Below are 17,628 nucleotides of genomic sequence, written 5' to 3'. Positions count from 1 at the left end.
TTATTTTTGATACAGAATACATTGAACGGATGAAACTCAAAATAAACTTTTTAATCGGTTTTGCTATAGCTGTACTGGTCGTATTAACGGCAATGCAGTACTATCTGGTAAAAACTACCTATCATTATAAAGTAGCGCAATTCCAACTGGAGGTAAAAGAAAAGATCGGAGCCATTACCGATGATTATACGGCTATTGATTCCAGTATTTTCTATGAAAAAGACATTCTTTACAAGCGATTGGCACAGGAGTATTTTAAGAATCCCAAAATGAAGCTGCAGTTAAAGAACAGGCTGCTGAAAAATGATTTTAAAAGTGAGCTGACAGCCCGGCTGAAAAAACAGCTGGAACGGGAGTTTCCGGAAGATTCCATTGATTTCGCCCTGGTTGCCAATAAGTTTATTATATATGAAAATGCGCAAAAAAGTGATACTGTTTTTGCCGAAAAACCGCTTATCGGGAACAAACTTTTCGGAAATTTAGCCAGTCTGGACAATGCTTTTCTGGTCCGGAACTATGTGGGTACCGCCAGTAATCTGGTTCCGGATACGAATTATAAACTGCTCACGGAAGATACCTTATATGTTTCCGTTAATAATTGGCAGCAAATCATATTAAAACGAATGGCCATGGTGCTTTTCCTTTCGGTAACGGCAATGTTCATCCTGGTCGTACTGTTTGTAATGGCTATAAAAGCCCTGATCAGGCAGAAGAAAGTAAACGATGTTAAAACCGATTTTATCAATAACATCACCCATGAATTAAAGACACCGCTGACGACTTTATCTGTGTCGACAAAAATCCTCGAACAAAAAGGGGTTAAAGAAAATGAAGCCGTTTTTAATACGGTTTTGGATACGATAAACCGTCAGAATACCCGTTTACAGCATTTAATAGACCAGGTCATGACAAATTCACTGGGCTATGAAGAAATTGCGCTGCAGAAAGTTAAAACGAACAGTAATGTCTTTCTAAAGGCTATTATTGACGATTTTAAAATAGCTTATCCGGATGTGGTGATAGTGCATGAATTACCGGTTTCCGGCTATTTTTTAGAAGTCGATCCTTTCCATCTAACAACGGCTATTAACAATGTTCTGGATAATGCGGTAAAATACGGCTGTAAAAACATCAGGGTTAGTACGGTTGTTAAAGACAAACTTTTGAAAATTGAGATCCAGGATGACGGAATTGGTGTTGCCAAGGAAAAACAAACACTGCTGTTTGATAAGTTTTACAGGGTCGAACAGGGAAATATTCATACTACAAAAGGGCTTGGCTTAGGCTTGTACTATGTTGACCAGATTATTAAAGCCCATAAAGGTGCCGTTAAAATTGATAGTGAATTAGGAAAAGGGACTTTATTCCATATTAGTATTCCCGCCATTTAGATGATGAAAAAGATACTTTTAGCAGAAGATGATACCGACTTTGCGTTGGTTTTAAAGCAGTATTTAGCACTTCATGATTATGATGTTACCTGGGCAAAAGACGGTGATGAAGCACTGGCGATGTTTCAGAAAGAGTCTTTTAACATTGGTATTTTTGATGTGATGATGCCTAAGATTGACGGTTTTACCCTTGCCGAAAAAATCATTCAGCTGGATGCGAATGTTCCTTTTATTTTCCTGACTGCCAAAAAAATGAGAGAGGATAAACTGAAAGGGTTGAAATTAGGTGCCGATGATTATATCGTAAAGCCTTTTGAAGCCGATGAGCTGGTTCTCCGGCTGAATAATATCCTTAAAAGATCCGGGCAGCAGGCGGTAACAGTGCCTGTTAGTACAAAGATTCCCGTTGGCGCGTATGTTTTTGATACCAAACGACTGGAATTGCATTTTGAGAACAGCATACAGCGCATTACCGAAAAAGAGGCCGCCCTGCTCCTTTTCCTGATTAACAACAGCAATCAGCTGCTTAAAAGAGAAGTTGTTCTTAAAGCTGTTTGGGGAAATACGGATTTTTTCTCCGGCAGAAGTATGGATGTCTATATCAGTAAGCTGCGGAAACATCTTTCAGGCGATCAGCATATTGCTATTGAAAGTATCCGGAATATCGGGCTTGAGTTTAAGTTGGATAGGGGGATGTGAAAGGGTAAAAAGCAAAGGGCAAAAGGCAATTGAAAAAAAATTGGCAAGGGGAATTAAAAAATAGGCAAAGGGCAATTGGCAAAAGTGTGCCGGTTGTTATGACTTAAAAAATAATGCAGACCTGTAAGCCGGATTCTGTATCCGCCGAAGCGGACCCTTATCATTTATCTAGCCTCACCGTTACCAGTGAGATCCATCTGCCTACCCCTCAACAACGGACGAGCAGCCCTTAAATGTTGATATACATGGCATTTCACCGCATAGAGTTTACCTGGTTTCACTACAGCATTACCTGTACATACTTTCTGTTGCACTTGTCCTAATCTGTCCGAAGACAAACTGACGGGTGTTACCCGCTATGCTACTCTCTGGTGTCCGGACTTTCCTCCCTTCCTTACGGAACGACGATAAGGCGGTCTGCGGGGCAAAGATAGTGCTTTATTTTCCTTTTTCACCCCTATTCGTAACAGCACTTTAACAATGCTTTATATTTATTTGGAAATAAAATGATTATCTTTAAAAAATAACAACAAAACAACTAAAATATGGTTCGTATGTATCATTATGCCACTGTTACAAAAGCTTTGGAAGAGCTTGCCGAAAAAGGTTTTACGATTGATTTCAATATTCATGAAAACGATATTATTGCCAATCCTTCCCATTACGAGATCGTTCATATTTACCGCTACGAAGGGCAAACCAATCCGGATGATGAAGCGACCGTTTACGGGATTAAATCCGTTTCCGGAGAAAAAGGTGTTTTTGTTGCCGGACAGCTGGCTTCTTCCGAAAACGATATTGAAAAAGTTCTGATTGACCTAAGTATAAAGGGCAGAACCGAATAGCTGTTTTTACTCTTAAAACAATTGTTATTTGTTAAAAACTATCCGGTACTGTTTTTGCAATTTCTCCTTTTTACAGCTATATTTGCCTTCAATAAAATTCTATGGAACAGTTTATCGTATCAGCCCGTAAATACAGACCGCAAACATTTAAAGATGTTGTTGGTCAGCAGGCTATTACCAATACGTTATTAAACGCCATCGAAAACAATCACCTGGCTCAGGCATTGCTTTTTACCGGTCCGCGTGGTGTGGGTAAGACCACCTGTGCCCGTATTCTGGCCCGTAAAATCAATCAGGAAGGCTATGATGATCCTTATGAAGATTTTGCATTCAACGTTTTTGAGCTGGATGCGGCTTCAAACAACTCTGTTGACGATATCCGTAACCTGATCGATCAGGTTCGTATACCACCACAAACAGGAAAATACAAAGTATATATCATTGACGAGGTACACATGCTTTCTCAGGCTGCATTTAATGCTTTCCTGAAAACGCTGGAAGAACCGCCACGACATGCTATTTTTATCCTGGCAACTACCGAAAAACACAAAATCATCCCAACGATATTATCCCGTTGTCAGATTTTTGATTTTAAACGGATTACCGTTAAGGATGCCAAAGAACACCTGGCAGAAGTAGCGAAAAGCCAGAATATTTCATTTGAAGACGACGCTCTGCACATTATTGCCCAAAAGGCAGATGGCGCGATGCGCGATGCTTTGTCTATTTTTGACCGTGTTGTTTCCTATTGCGGAACAAACTTGACCCGTCAGGCTGTTACCGAAAACCTGAATGTTCTTGATTTTGAATATTATATTAAGGTAACCGATTTACTTCTGGAAAACAAGATTCCGGATTTACTATTGGCTTATAATGATATCCTGGCAAAAGGTTTTGACGGACATCATTTTGTTGCCGGTCTGGCTTCACATTTCAGGGATCTACTGGTTTGTAAAAACCCGGCTACGCTGGTATTGCTGGAAGCCGGTGAGCATGCACAGAATTTATACCGCGAACAGTCCCAAAAAACGTCGCAGGACTTTTTATTACAGGGTATTGATGTTGCCAATGATTGTGATTTAAAATACAAAAGCAGTCAGAATCAGCGTCTTTTAGTAGAACTATGCCTGATGCAGCTTGCCTCTATCAATTTTGATGGAGAAAAAAAAAAGCTAAACAATTTATAATTCCCCCTGATTTTTTCAGAAATAATCCAAAGCCGGCAACTGCTCCGGCTGAAATTACCGTTCCTGCTGCTGTTAATACAGCCACTGCAACACCGGTTGTAAACACCGAAGCCGTTTCGCCGCCACAACCCGAACAGCAGACCGTTAAAGCTGTTGCACCGGAAATTAAACCGGTTAGCAGCCCGGATGGACAGGCAGAAAGAAAAGTGTCTGCTTTTTCATTATCCAGTATCAAAGCCAAACGGGAACAGGAAGCCATGCAAAGGGCTTCTGTTAAGCAACACGACGAATTACCCAAAGAAGCTTTTACAGAAACGGATATGTTGCTGCAATGGAATAAGTTTGCACAGCGATTAAGCGACAGCGGTCAGAAGATCATGGCAACCTATATGCAGATCAACGATCCTGTCCTGCATGGAACAACCATTCGCCTGGAACTGCCCAACGAAGGTTCCAAAGTGGATTTCGACAACAATAAAATCGAATTACTGGGCTACCTGAGAGGAAAACTACACAATCACGATATTGTTATTGACGTACACGTAAACGAAGTGGTAGAAACAAAATATGCTTTTACCACCCAGGAAAAATTCGATAAGCTTAAAGCGATCAATCCGGCATTGGAATTGTTGCGCAAGACTTTCGATCTTGATTTATAATTGTTTGCGTCCCATTTCAAAAACCTGTTGCAGCCATTTTTCGCGCTGTGCCTTTTCTGAAGTTTTGATTATTCCCACATAACTTACCCTGACCGGTTTTACACCACAGAATTCCAATACGGTCTTTTTTAGCTGATTAACGCTTGGCCTGCCGTAAACAAGCCGGTAATACCAGCCCGGCTGATCCAGTGTGGTAATGATATGGGCTGTTTTTCCCTTTAAAAGTTTGTCCCACCATACCGAATTTTCACGGTAACGGAACACCAAACCCGGTAAAAAGACCCTGTCGATAAATCCTTTTGTAATAGCTGGTAATCCGCCCCACCAAACGGGATGAACCCAAACCAGGTGGTCGGCTTCTTTTATTTTTTGCCAGGCGGCTTGCAGATCCGGTTCCATTTCCATACGCTTTTGGTAGCCGAATGCTAAATTGGGATTGAAATTCAATTCGGCTATGGTTATTGTACTAATAGCAGCATTGGATTGCTCCGCTCCTTTTTGGTATGCTTCTGCCAAAGCAAAATTGAAACTCTCTTTATTGGGATGTCCGTTGATGATAACTATTTTTTTCATATTTACTACCTGATGGTTATTTATGATTGTATAATGCTGAATGTCTTGTTGCTCTTTAATAAAGTGGTGAACTCTTCCGGTCCGTAAAGCTGGTGACTGAAATAAATTCCTTTTTCAAAAGCGTTATTCAGGAGCTTTTCCAAATGCAATACCGTTGCAAAAGCGGTCAGTTCTGCCTGCCCTTTATCGCTTTGCAGACAGATTGTCTGTTTACCGGCTGTGGTATTGACTACAATATCAAAAGCGGTTTTATCGCCTTTTCCGTTAGCACTGAAAATCAGTCTTCTTCCCCGCAGGGATAACAGGTTGAATATCCGCAAATACTGAAAAATACCTAACAGTCGGGTTACAAAGGCGGAACTGTATGTCATTTTCACGGAAACTGTGGGCACTTTTTCCATTTTATTCAGGATAAACAAATCCGGTACATCAAAATTATAAACCTGCCGCTTCCCTATTCCAAAATGAAAGGTATGGTATTCCGTATCTAAAAAATGTTTGATCTGAACTGTTTGATTGTTTTGATAACGGACAAAAGGCTCGCAAACATTTTCAGCCATAAAATGAGCCGAACTCTCCCCTGCCAGATCGTTTACCGAATAATAAACGTAAAGGCCGGCAGAAATAACTGCTTCTTTTTCCGGAACGGCATCCCGCAACAGGGCGCTTACAATTCCGCTCATCCAGCCGGAGCTGAACACGATTCTGTTGTTTACTTTATTTTCTTTGGCCAGATCATAAGCGACTACCAGATCGGGGGTTGGTTTGGTAATATCGATATAATCAATCCGGTTGTCTATTGAGAACTGCAGGGCATTATTCCGCTTGTCGTTCACACACAATATAATACTGTCAATCTGGTGTTCCGGTATAACCGAAAACGTTCTGATGTTGTTTACATCAATCTGCAGCTGGTTTGAAAGCGCGCTTTTTTTACGGCTTCCGATAAATAGTTTATACCCCGGATTTCGTTCTTTTAAAATCCTTATAATGGTTTTGCCAACCAGTCCGTTTCCTCCGATAACTAAAATATTCTTTTGCATAAATTGTTGTTTGCTGCAAAAATATTCCAGGGATCAGGCTCTCCGGCAGGACAAATGTCCAATAATTAAACCGCCTTTCTGATGCGGCTTAAATGACGGGGTGTCATTCCTAAAAACGACGCCAGATATTGCAGCGGAATGAGCTGAATGTATTTGGGATGCTGCTGAAACAGCTCCTTATAGCGTTCTTTGCCGGTATATTTCTGAAAAGAGGCTATTCTTCTTTCCAGCTGTACATATTGGGATTCGGCCAGGATCCTTCCCACTTTCTGCCAATTGATATTTTCCTGGTAGAGTTTCTCCAGGTCTTTCCGGTGGAGAATTTCCAGTTCGGAATCAAATATCGCCTGTATGTTTTCGTCTGTTGACTTTTGGGTGATAAAGCTGGAAAATGCCGACATCAGTTCTTTTTCAAACGTGATACAGTTCGTGATCTCATCGCCTTCATTGTTTACATAAAACGAACGCAAGGCACCCGATTTGATAAAGACAATCTCGTCACAAACCACATTTTCCCGGATTAAATACTCCTGTTTTTTTAAACTTCTTTCGGTTACGACATCATCTAACATGTCCAATTCCGGTTCGGAAAGGATTTGTAATGTTCTAAATAGCGTTTTCATTAGTATATGCTGAAAAAGTTATCTTCTGTTATTTAAAGTTCCATGACCAATATCGGAAACGGATTGCCGGAAGCATCAAGCGGTTCTCTCTTTACGGTTTTAAAACCCAGATGCTGGTAAAAACCTACTGCCTGTTCGTTTTGTTCATTGACATCCACTTTGGATGCTTTTTTCCCGGTAACTGCAAAATTGAGCAGGGTTTTACCGATTCCTTTCCCTCTGTAATCCGGGTGGATAAAAAGCATTTCTATTTTGTCATTATCAAGTCCTAAAAAGCCGGTAATGGCATCCCCTTCCTTAGTGCAAAAAAGGCTTACCGCTTTTAAATATTCGTTTAGAATCAACGGTTTGTAAAACTGTATGTCTTTTTCCGTTAAAAAGGTATGTGTCGCTCTGACGGAAGCTTCCCATACTTCGGTAATTTCATTATAATCCGCTGCCGAAGGCTGTATTATCGTTGGACTCATTTTTATTAAATTTTGTCATAATACATGGCTTTCACGATACCGTCTGAAAGTCCGATCTTAGGAACATAAATGTTTTTGGCACCACTCCATTTCATGGCGTTCAGGTATATTCTGGTTGCCGGTATGATCACGTCGGCACGGTCGGTATTTAAACCCAGCTCGGCGATACGCTGTTCATAGGAAAGCGAATTCAGGTATTGGTATTGTGAATTCACATAGGCATAGGAAAGCGGTTTTTCCTGTAATTTCCCGGATAATTTGAATAATTTATTGATGTTTCCGCCGGATCCGATCAATGTAACGTGTTCATACGGTTCCGTCTGTACTTTGATCCATTTTTCAATTTCCTGCCACACCACATCGTTTACCATATTGTTCAGCAAACGTACGGTACCGTTTTTAAACGATTTGGAAGCGACCATCTGCCCTTCGGAAAAAAGGGAGAATTCGGTGCTGCCACCGCCAACATCTACATAAAGATAGGTCTGGTCGGTTTTGATAAAATGGCGCAGATCGGATGAAGCAATGATTTTTGCTTCTTTTTTACCATCGATAATGTTGATCTTTATATCGGCTTTTTTCTTGATGATTTCGGCTACTTCATTACCGTTATAGGCCTCACGCATAGCCGATGTAGCACAGGCCATATAACGTTCTACTTTATAGACTTTCATCAGCAGTTTAAACGCTTTCATGGCATCCACCATGCGTTCAATATTCTCATCCGTTATTTCTCCAACGGTAAACGCATCCTGTCCTAAACGGATCGGAACACGAACCAGGGAACTTTTATTAAACTGTGTTTCTTTTCCCTGCTGCTCTACAATATTGGTAATTAACAAACGCATGGCATTTGATCCGATATCGATAGCAGCGTATTTTTTTATTGAAATCATTCTTTTAAAAGTCTTTTAATACTATAATTACAGATTCTTTTCAACGATTACTTCCATCAGATTTCTATAATAGTTATAGGTTTCCAATTGTGCCCGGAACATTTTTTCTTTTGGCCTTTTGCGGTATTTGTTCTCCAGATTTTCAGAATGCAAACGGGCTTTTACATTTCCTTTCCAGCCAATATTAAAGGTTTCAATCAGTTCTTTTTTGATGCCTTCGTCATATATCGGACAGGTTACTTCTACCCGGGCATCCAGATTACGGGTCATAAAATCGGCGGAAGAGATGTACACTTCCGGATCGCCTTCATTACCAAAAATATACACACGGGAATGTTCCAGGTAATTGTCTACAATACTAATGGCTTCAATGTTTTCACTCATTCCCAAAACACCCGGGATCAGCGAACAGATACCGCGAACGACCAGTTGGATCTTCACACCTGCCCGGCTGGCTTCATAAAGCTTGTCGATCATTTTAAAATCGGACAGGCTGTTCATTTTCAGCTTGATATAGGCTTCTTTTCCTTCCAGGGCATTCGTGATTTCACGCTCAATGAGTTTTACAAATTTGGAACGCGTATAATGAGGGGAAACAATCAGATGTTTGTAACGGTGTACCCGGTAATTCACGTCAAAGAAGTCGAAAATGCGGTTAATATCCCTTAAAATCGGCTGATGACTGGTTAACAGTGTGACATCCGTATATATTTTAGCGGTGGATTCGTTGAAATTTCCGGTGGAAATAAAGCCATAACGGAATATCTTACCATGTTCAATACGTTCAATCACGCATATTTTACTGTGTACTTTGAGTCCTTTTACCCCAAAAATAAGTTCGATACCTTCCGTTTGCATCTGTTCGGCATAGGAAATATTGCTGGCTTCGTCAAAACGTGCCTGCAATTCAATTTGTACCGTTACTTTTTTACCGTTTTTGGCCGCATTGATTAACGAGCTGATTATCTGGGAGTTTTTCGCTAAACGGTATAAGGTTATTTTAATGGAGTTTACTTTCGGATCCAGCGCAGCTTCCCTTAAGAATTTAATCATATAGGAAAACGACTGATACGGCGCATTGACCAAAAAGTCCCTTTGTTTGATTCGTTCCAGTATGCTTCCTTCAAGGCTTAGTCCTACAACCGGCAACGGCGGATTTTGGCGGAATAATAGATCATAACGGCCTAAATTCGGGAAGTCCATATAATCGCGTCGGTTGTGGTAACGTCCGCCGGGAATAAGACTGTCCGTAGCATCGATCTTCATTCGCGTCAGGAAAAAAGCCAGGGTATCTTTATCGATAGACTGGTCGTATACGAATCGTACCGGCTCGCCTATTCGTCTGTCTTTTACACTGGTTGATATCTTTTCGATCAAGCTTTTATTTAAGTCGGAATCAATATCCAGTTCTGCATCACGGGTGATTTTAATCATGTGTGCCGAAATACTTTCGTAATCGAAAATATTGAAAATTCCGTGCAGGTTGTAACGGATCACATCATCCAGAAGGATAATGTGCTGCTTGTCGCTGCTGGATGGCAATACCACAAAACGGTTAATGGTTTTCGGGATTTCCACTACAGCATAACGCACTTCATTCTTTTGAATGATGTCGTCAGAAACAGGATGCTCTTTTGTTTTCATAACGAGCTTAACCGCCAAATAACCGGAGGTATCTTTCAGCAATGGAAATTCATCCAGATCGTTCAGGATAATGGTAACCAGTTCCGGACTTACTTTCTGGATAAAGAATTCTTTGATAAAGTTTTGCTGTTCCTTGTTGATTTCCGTTTCGTTAATGATAAAGATATTTTCTTTTTCAAGCATTTTTTCGATAACGCTCAAAATCCGTAAGCTTTCGGATTGCTGTTCGATAACAATCTCGGTAATATCTTTAAGTAACTGCTGGGCCGAAATTCCGCCAAGAATCTTTTCACCCGATATGCCTTCCATACTTAAGCGGCGTATGGCAGCATAACGTACTCTGAAAAATTCATCTAAATTATTCGAAAATATTCCTAAGAACCGAAGTCTGTCTAATAAGGGAACACTTTCATCTGCTGCTTCTTGTAAAACTCTTGCATTAAAGGCAAGCCAACTTTTTTCTCTGTCTATATATCTGTTTTCGTGGGATGTCATACTTTTAATTGCCTTGGAAATAAGGTTTTTATTGTTTTCCCTTTATGTATCGAATCCCAACTATCCTGTTCGAATGAAATGGATACGAAGCCTGCTGTAGGAACGTTTTCGATATAAAGGTCTCCAAATTTATTAACAAAATCTGTGATTGCCTCATTATGTCCAAAAAGAATTAAGCTGTCAAATCTGTTTTCACATTTTTTTATAACGGATTCCAGATTCTTACCGTCAAAAGTGTATAGATCATCTTTCAGAATTACATTTTCGTAGGGAATGGAAATGTTCTGTGAAAAGATCATGGCGGTTTCCTTTGCTCTTTTTGCAACACTACACCATACTAAAAAGGTCTTGGGCAAAAATTTTGTTACCTGACTAAAAATTATGTTAGCGTCATTAATCCCCCTTTTGGAGATTGGTCTGTCAATATCTCTTGATGGGGTATCCCAGCTTGATTTTGCATGACGAATGAGAATTAAATTTTTCATGATCAGACTATTTATTCTATAAAGTAAGTCAAAAAAAAGGAAAAATGCCAGTCAAAGAGTATCAAAAAAATGTTAATTCACAGATAAAAAAAGTAGTTTAATCGAAAAACCCAACGAAAATAATGTCCTCCCGTTTTATTTAAATACTTTAGTCTTGTCAAAATACAGTTTTATTAAAAAAAAGAGCTATTTTTTGGTTTTAAAGTTAAAATACCACTATAATACTTTACGATCATTAATACTTTTTCACAAAACGGTATTTAGACTGCAATGGCTATTTGCGCTATTGTAAATTCCACTTTCCAAATCTTTTAACTTACCAGTTGAGTCTACAATTGTTTTTGCTTGCCAGAAACGAGCAAACTATTCCATGACTTTACATTTCGGTTTTTCTACAGGTGTTAAAACAGCATGATTTTATCGCCCCGGGACTTCCTATGCTTTTTTTTCTGAAACTAATTTAATTAAATATTTGATCATGAACCCTTTTAAATGTTATCAAGTAGTATTCTTTCTGTTTTTCCTCACGGCAGAAATTGGGCAAGCCCAGACTTTTATATCCTACGAAGCTTTAATGAATGACGGATATAGAAGTGGAAAAAATGAAACAGGTTTTAATTATGATCTGGTGAAATCATTTTTAAAAGATCTGCATCCCAAACTCTATCTTCTGAACGGTAAAACGAAAGATCTGTCCCAGGGGCATATTTCCAGCGCAGAAGTAGATGTCCGGTCGCTCCAACAGCTGTTAACGATGGACAACACAGCATTACTCGAAATGCTGACCATTAAAATCAGTGTAAATGATGCTTCTAAAATAGACCTGACGCAGCTGGGAAAATTTAAGAATCTTAAATACATCCATATCATCTGTGATTTTAAATGTAATGAAGATTACATCAAAAGACTTTTTCTGAATAATCGTACGGATTATTTAATCATTTATTCCATCTCTATTCCAAGTTAAAGGTTTTATAATAAACACTATGATTATGAAAAACTTTACTCATCAAAATAAGATCAAAACGGCAAACAGCCTGGGTTTCCTATTGCTGTTGCTGCTTATGATTTCTTCAATTGAGGCGTTTTCGCAGGTAAAAGTTCCTTTTACACAAAGAGCTTCTCAATATTCTCCAACCCGAAAAATTTACAGCATTCAGGGCGATTTCACGATGATTGGAAATACCAATCTGACGCTGGTAAATTATGGAGATGAAACGGCCAACAGTAATAATGACATGCAGTATGTTGATGTGGACAGCGATTCGAATACGTTCAATTCCTCATCGGCTACTTTGACATTTTCAACAGAAAACGGCGCGATTCCAAGCTGTTCCAAAATTATCTATGCAGGTTTGTACTGGTCCGGAAGAGCTTCCAACGGCAGCAGCAGTCCGGATACTTTTTCTGTTACTAAAAATGTTCCCGGAACACCACAGGCAGTTAATAATAATCAGACTGTAGGACACAACAACAGCATTACGAACACCCAGTATTCAATGGCAGTAACCCGTCAGGGAAGCAGCAATAGCTACTATACCCGCTATGAATTTACCGGAAACGGCGATAATGTTCAGTTTGAGTTCCAGAATTCCAGTCCGTATATCCGCTACAGAGTGAATAGCGGCAGCTGGATCAATCCGACCAATCAGGTAGTGACCAATTCCGGAAATACCAGAAGTGTTTCTTTTGATCCGGTTACGATTTATACCGAATCCGGCGGCATTACTTTAACGGTAAATGCGCTGGACAGGGATTCCCGACAAAACAGATCGACCTCGGAATATCAGTCGACTTCGTTTGCCTATACCAATGTAACCGGAACCATTCCGACTACAGTATCGGTAACCAAAAATTTCGACAAAAGAGTTGTTTCCATTAAAGGTCCGGGAGCACCCGGCTATACTCCGGTTACGGCCAACACCAACGATATTTATTATCCGCAGTCATCCGACGGTTTTATGTATTCGGCTTATGCCGAAATAACCGATTATGTGATCCAATACGGTTTGGGTAATTATACGGTAGCCGATGTGGCCATGATTGAAGGCAATGGTGGTTCTACCGGTTATTACGGCGGCTGGGGAATTGTCGTGATCTATGAAAATTCCAAAATGAAATGGAGAGATATTACCTTATTTGACGGTCATGCTTATGTACAGGGAAATACGGTAACCAATTTCGAATTGCCGGTTTCCGGTTTTAACACAGTTCAGGCCGGTCCGGTAAACTTAAAATTGGGTTTAATGGCCGGTGAAGGCGACCGTGGTATCAGCGGGGACTATTTTAGTATCCAGAAACAAAGTGACAACAGCTGGCTGGATTTAAACCACAGCGGAAACACTACCGGAAACTTTTTTAATTCCTCCATACAAACCGGCGGTAATACCCGGAATCCGAATCTGCTTAACAATACAGGGCTCGACATCAGTATGTTTAACATCCCGAACGCGGGTAATGCTGTTATTACCAATAATCAAACGGCTACGAAATTCCGTTACGGTTCCACTCAGGATACCTATGTTATTTACACCATCGCCATGGCGGTAGATGCTTATGTTCCGGATCCTGAAGGAATCGCTTCAGTACTTACGATTAATGGTGTTCCGGCAGGCCCTGGTCCGTTGAGTGTTTTACCCGGCCAGGAGATCGAATATAAAATAAAAGTGCAGAATCAGGGTACGGAGGCGATTAACAATGCCGTCGTAAAAATCCCGATCCCTTTTACAACCACTTATGTTGCCGGCAGTGCGAACGGTACGATACTGTTTAGCCCGGCACCTACTCCAAATGCGGTATCTTTTGATCCTTCACAGGGAGCAAATGGTTCCGTAATATGGAATATCGGCACACTACCCTTACCTCCAAATCCAAATGATGTTTTAGGCGAATTGACCTTTAAATTAAAAGTTACCGAAGATTGTAGTATACTAACCAATCCGAATTGCCATCCAGCTGCCATTATTTATGGTTATATCAATGGTGTAGGAGCAATTTCCGGTGTGGTGATCAATACCAAACCTTTTATTCAGGGGTATACGTCTTCCGGTATGTGCCAGGGCGAACCCCTCACCGATCCGTTGACAGTCAATATCGACTCACAGAACTTTGTTAGTCAGCATTGCCAGAATACGCCTACTCAAATAGCCTTTACCTTCTGTAACAGTAACGGAAGTATCGCTGTTTCACAAATAAGCAGTGCTTTTCCTCCGGGAACACGGTTTTATAATCAGTATCCGGTTACGGCAAATGCTATAGAATATACCTCATCCAACCCTTTTCCTGCAACTTTAGGAACCCAGACCTATTATGGTGTGCCTCCGGGAAATACGGGATGTTACTATACCTTTAAAATTACTGTAACGGCAAGTCCTACTTTAACCGGACCTGCAAATTATACTTTGGAAGGCTGTAGTACCAATGCGATAACAGGACTTGCCTATAGCGAAACACCGGTTACAATAACGTTAGCCCAATTTTTAGCAGCCGGCGGTACAACAACGAACCAGTCTATGAGCTATACTATTTCGTATGTTGATACAAAATCCGGTTCTTGTCCGTTAGTGATTACCCGAACTTTTACAATCAATAGTTCCTGCGTGACCAATCTGAATTTTGTTCAGCAGATAACCATTAAAGATACTACTCCACCCGTTGCCCCGGCTCCACCTGCTAATATTACCTTAAGCTGCGGAAGCCAGATTCCGGCAATGATGAATTTAACAGCAACAAACGGCTGTGATAATGATATTAATGTGGCTGGTGTTGATGCAACAACTTTTGGAAACTGTGCCGGAAACTACTCTGTTTTACGTACCTGGACCTTTACCGATGCGTGTGACAACAGTACTTCCGTATCCCAAACAATTACAATCAGTGACACGGTACCGCCAACATTTACCGCTCCGGCCAATACTACTATTTATGCCAATGCAAACTGTAGTTATGATGCCTCTGTTGCCGTAACCAGCGATGTAACCAATGAAGCCGATAATTGTTCGACAGGATTACAAGCCACTTATACAGATGCTGTTGCTAATGGCAACTGTCCTGGTTCTAAAATCATAACCAGAACATGGACGTTAACCGATGCCTGTGGCAATGCGGCTGCCAGTCAGAACCAGATTATCACTGTGCTGGACAACACCCCGCCTACCATTACCGCACAAGCACAAAACTTAGCGGTGAGTTGTGATGGTCAGGGCAATCAGACCCAATTACAAAACTGGCTGAACACCAATGGTGGTGCCACTGCTAACGATAATTGCAGTACTGTTACCTGGACCAATAACTTTAGTCCGGTAACCAATAACTGTTCGCAAAGCGTTGTTGTGATTTTTACCGCTACTGATGCCTGTGGCAATAAAGCCACTACCCAGGCAACCTTTAGCGTTAGCGATACCGTTCCTCCTGTAGTACCCATCGCTCCGGCAAATGTTACCGTAGCCTGTAGTACTGACGTACCGGCAATGATTAGCCTTACTGCGAATGATAACTGTACCGGTGCGATTACCGTACAGGGACAAGATACTACCGTTTCCGGTAACTGCCCGAATTCTTATGTTATTACCAGAACATGGACCTTTACGGATACCTGCGGAAACAGCTCATCTGTATCGCAAACCATTACTGTAAATGATACTATTCCGCCAACGTTTACCGCTCCGGCCAATACTACTATTTATGCCAATGCAAACTGTAGTTATGATGCTTCTGTTGCTGTAACCGGCGATGTAACCAATGAAGCCGACAATTGTTCGACAGGATTGCAAGCCACTTATACGGATGCTGTTGCTAATGGCAACTGTCTAAGCTCTAAAATCATAACCAGAACATGGACGTTAACCGATGCCTGCGGCAATACAGCGGCAAGCCAAAACCAGATTATTACTGTACTGGACAACATCCCGCCTACAATCACTGCACAAGCGCAAAACTTAGCGGTTAGCTGTGATGGTCAGGGCAACCAATCCCAGTTACAAAACTGGTTAAACACCAATGGTGGTGCCACTGCTAACGATAATTGCAGTACTGTTGCCTGGATCAACAACTTTAGTCCGCTGACAAATAACTGCTCTCAAAGTGTCGTTGTAATCTTTACCGCTACCGATGCCTGTGGTAATAAAGCCACTACCCAGGCAACCTTTACGGTTAGTGATACTATACCTCCGGTGGCTCCAACCGCTCCGGCAAATGTTACTGTAGCCTGTAGTACTGATGTACCGGCGATGATTAGCCTGACCGCTAATGATAACTGTTCCGGTGCCATTACCGTACAGGGACAAGATTCCACTGTTCAAGGTAACTGTCCAAGCTCTTATATCATTACCCGTACCTGGACCTTTGTGGATGCCTGCGGCAATAGTTCGTCTGTATCACAAACCATCAATGTAAACGATACTATAGCTCCGGTCGTACCAACAGCACCAGCGAATATAACTGTTGCCTGTAGTACTGATGTTCCGGCGATGATTAGCCTGACCGCTAATGATAATTGTTCCGGTGCGATTACCGTACAAGGACAAGATGCTACCGTTCCAGGTAACTGTCCAAGTTCCTATATCATTACCCGAACATGGACCTTTGTGGATGCCTGCGGAAACAGTTCGTCTGTATCACAAACCATCAACGTTAATGATACTGTGGCTCCGGTGGTTCCAACACCACCAGCAAATATAACTGTTGCCTGTAGTACCGATGTTCCGGCGATGATCAGCCTGACCGCTAATGATAACTGTTCCGGTGCCATTACCGTACAGGGACAGGATACAACTGTTCCAGGCAATTGCCCAAGTTCTTATGTAATTACCCGTACCTGGACCTTTGTGGATGCCTGCGGCAATAGTTCATCTGTATCGCAAACTATCAACGTTAATGATACTATTCCGCCAACGTTTACTGCTCCGGCCAATACAACCATTTATGCCAATGCAAACTGTAGTTATGATGCCTCTGTTGCTGTAACCGGCGATGTAACCAATGAAGCCGATAATTGTTCTACAGGATTGCAAGCCACTTATACCGATGTAATCGCCGATGGTAATTGTCCTGGTTCTAAAACTATAACCAGAACCTGGACGTTAACCGATGCCTGTGGAAATACAGCGGCAAGCCAAAACCAGATTATTACTGTACTGGACAACATCCCGCCTACAATCACTGCACAAGCGCAAAACTTAGCGGTGAGTTGTGATGGTCAGGGCAACCAATCCCAGTTACAAAACTGGTTAAACTCCAATGGTGGCGCCACTGCTAACGATAATTGCAGTACCGTTACCTGGACCAACAACTTTAGTCCACTGACAAATAACTGCTCTCAAAGTGTCGTTGTAATCTTTACGGCAACAGATGCTTGCGGCAATACAGCTACTACTCAGGCAACCTTTACAGTTAGTGATACTATACCTCCGGTAGCTCCAACCGCTCCGGCAAACGTAACCGTAGCTTGTAGTACTGATGTTCCGGCAATGATTAGCCTGACTGCTAATGATAACTGTTCCGGTGAAATCACCGTACAGGGACAGGATACAACCGTTCAAGGCAACTGTCCAAGCTCTTATATCATTACCCGTACCTGGACCTTTGTAGATGCCTGTGGCAACAGTGCTTCTGTATCACAAA

At 41.3% G+C, this 17,628-nt stretch carries 14 protein-coding genes and 1 other RNA gene; 7 read left to right on the top strand and 8 right to left on the bottom strand.

Annotation, left to right across the window (positions count from 1 at the left end; all coding sequences use genetic code 11):
- Positions 1-29 precede the first annotated feature (29 nt).
- A complete protein-coding gene (locus tag B3394_RS05950; protein ID WP_177734402.1) occupies positions 30-1,391 on the top strand; it encodes a sensor histidine kinase in 1,362 nt (453 codons plus the stop codon).
- 3 nt (positions 1,392-1,394) lie between these two features.
- Entirely contained in the window at positions 1,395-2,090 is a 696-nt protein-coding gene (locus B3394_RS05945; RefSeq protein ID WP_286914257.1) for a response regulator transcription factor, read from the top strand.
- 108 nt (positions 2,091-2,198) lie between these two features.
- Here B3394_RS05945 and rnpB read toward each other — a convergent pair.
- Positions 2,199-2,514, bottom strand: an RNA gene (gene rnpB / locus B3394_RS05940) — RNase P RNA component class A.
- A 130-nt stretch (positions 2,515-2,644) separates the two neighbouring features.
- Here rnpB and B3394_RS05935 point away from each other — a divergent pair.
- The 3 genes from B3394_RS05935 (at position 2,645) to B3394_RS05925 (ending at position 4,781) form a co-directional block, all read left to right on the top strand.
- Positions 2,645-2,935: a hypothetical protein gene (locus tag B3394_RS05935; protein WP_414654259.1), complete on the top strand. Its 291-nt coding sequence runs from the start codon at positions 2,645-2,647 to the stop codon at positions 2,933-2,935.
- Between the two features lie 101 nt (positions 2,936-3,036).
- Positions 3,037-4,122 carry a DNA polymerase III subunit gamma/tau gene (gene dnaX, locus B3394_RS05930; protein WP_177734400.1) on the top strand — a complete coding sequence of 362 codons (1,086 nt, stop codon included), beginning with the start codon at positions 3,037-3,039 and terminating at the stop codon, positions 4,120-4,122.
- 206 nt (positions 4,123-4,328) lie between these two features.
- Positions 4,329-4,781, top strand: coding sequence for a hypothetical protein (locus B3394_RS05925; RefSeq protein ID WP_286914051.1), 453 nt, complete (start codon positions 4,329-4,331; stop codon positions 4,779-4,781).
- Here B3394_RS05925 and B3394_RS05920 read toward each other — a convergent pair.
- The 7 genes from B3394_RS05920 to B3394_RS05890 form a co-directional block, all read right to left on the bottom strand.
- Positions 4,776-5,354: an NAD(P)H-dependent oxidoreductase gene (locus tag B3394_RS05920; protein WP_286914047.1), complete on the bottom strand. Its 579-nt coding sequence runs from the start codon at positions 5,352-5,354 to the stop codon at positions 4,776-4,778. The genes B3394_RS05925 and B3394_RS05920 overlap by 6 nt on opposite strands.
- Before the next feature lie 20 nt (positions 5,355-5,374).
- Positions 5,375-6,397 (bottom strand): saccharopine dehydrogenase, encoded by a 1,023-nt coding sequence (locus B3394_RS05915; protein WP_286914044.1) that lies wholly within the window; start codon positions 6,395-6,397, stop codon positions 5,375-5,377.
- Positions 6,398-6,462: 65 nt separating this feature from the next.
- Entirely contained in the window at positions 6,463-7,020 is a 558-nt protein-coding gene (locus tag B3394_RS05910) for a Crp/Fnr family transcriptional regulator (RefSeq protein WP_177734395.1), read from the bottom strand.
- A 32-nt stretch (positions 7,021-7,052) separates the two neighbouring features.
- Entirely contained in the window at positions 7,053-7,487 is a 435-nt protein-coding gene (locus tag B3394_RS05905; protein WP_273245869.1) for a GNAT family N-acetyltransferase, read from the bottom strand.
- Positions 7,488-7,492: 5 nt separating this feature from the next.
- Positions 7,493-8,383 (bottom strand): Ppx/GppA phosphatase family protein, encoded by an 891-nt coding sequence (locus tag B3394_RS05900; protein ID WP_177734393.1) that lies wholly within the window; start codon positions 8,381-8,383, stop codon positions 7,493-7,495.
- Positions 8,384-8,410: 27 nt separating this feature from the next.
- Positions 8,411-10,522, bottom strand: coding sequence for a polyphosphate kinase 1 (gene ppk1 / locus B3394_RS05895; RefSeq protein WP_177734392.1), 2,112 nt, complete (start codon positions 10,520-10,522; stop codon positions 8,411-8,413).
- Complete coding sequence (locus B3394_RS05890) at positions 10,519-11,007, bottom strand: SixA phosphatase family protein (RefSeq protein ID WP_177734391.1); 489 nt, start codon at positions 11,005-11,007, stop codon at positions 10,519-10,521. The genes ppk1 and B3394_RS05890 overlap by 4 nt, the downstream gene beginning before the upstream one ends.
- 478 nt (positions 11,008-11,485) lie before the next feature.
- Between B3394_RS05890 and B3394_RS05885 the strand changes: the two genes are divergently transcribed.
- Both B3394_RS05885 and B3394_RS05880 read left to right on the top strand, forming a co-directional pair.
- Positions 11,486-11,974, top strand: coding sequence for a hypothetical protein (locus B3394_RS05885; protein ID WP_286914036.1), 489 nt, complete (start codon positions 11,486-11,488; stop codon positions 11,972-11,974).
- Positions 11,975-11,999: 25 nt separating this feature from the next.
- Positions 12,000-17,628, top strand: a 5,629-nt coding sequence (locus B3394_RS05880; RefSeq protein WP_286914034.1) for a hypothetical protein, incomplete at its 3' end; no start/stop codon positions are given.

Source organism: Flavobacterium sp. UBA4197 (genome assembly GCF_002379575.1).
In the GTDB taxonomy this organism is placed as follows: domain Bacteria; phylum Bacteroidota; class Bacteroidia; order Flavobacteriales; family Flavobacteriaceae; genus Flavobacterium; species Flavobacterium inviolabile.
This window is presented reverse-complemented; position numbering and strand designations above follow the sequence as displayed.

Bases quoted from the DNA above. Each gene is read 5' to 3' on its own strand.
- B3394_RS05885 (WP_286914036.1), top strand. From the start codon at position 11,486: ATGAACCCTTTTAAATGTTATCAAGTAGTATTCTTTCTGTTTTTCCTC.
- B3394_RS05945 (WP_286914257.1), top strand. From the start codon at position 1,395: ATGAAAAAGATACTTTTAGCAGAAGATGATACCGACTTTGCGTTGGTT.
- B3394_RS05910 (WP_177734395.1), bottom strand. From the start codon at position 7,020: ATGAAAACGCTATTTAGAACATTACAAATCCTTTCCGAACCGGAATTG.
- B3394_RS05935 (WP_414654259.1), top strand. From the start codon at position 2,645: ATGTATCATTATGCCACTGTTACAAAAGCTTTGGAAGAGCTTGCCGAA.
- B3394_RS05905 (WP_273245869.1), bottom strand. From the start codon at position 7,487: ATGAGTCCAACGATAATACAGCCTTCGGCAGCGGATTATAATGAAATT.
- B3394_RS05950 (WP_177734402.1), top strand. From the start codon at position 30: ATGAAACTCAAAATAAACTTTTTAATCGGTTTTGCTATAGCTGTACTG.
- ppk1 (WP_177734392.1), bottom strand. From the start codon at position 10,522: ATGACATCCCACGAAAACAGATATATAGACAGAGAAAAAAGTTGGCTT.
- B3394_RS05920 (WP_286914047.1), bottom strand. From the start codon at position 5,354: ATGAAAAAAATAGTTATCATCAACGGACATCCCAATAAAGAGAGTTTC.
- B3394_RS05890 (WP_177734391.1), bottom strand. From the start codon at position 11,007: ATGAAAAATTTAATTCTCATTCGTCATGCAAAATCAAGCTGGGATACC.
- B3394_RS05915 (WP_286914044.1), bottom strand. From the start codon at position 6,397: ATGCAAAAGAATATTTTAGTTATCGGAGGAAACGGACTGGTTGGCAAA.
- B3394_RS05900 (WP_177734393.1), bottom strand. From the start codon at position 8,383: ATGATTTCAATAAAAAAATACGCTGCTATCGATATCGGATCAAATGCC.
- dnaX (WP_177734400.1), top strand. From the start codon at position 3,037: ATGGAACAGTTTATCGTATCAGCCCGTAAATACAGACCGCAAACATTT.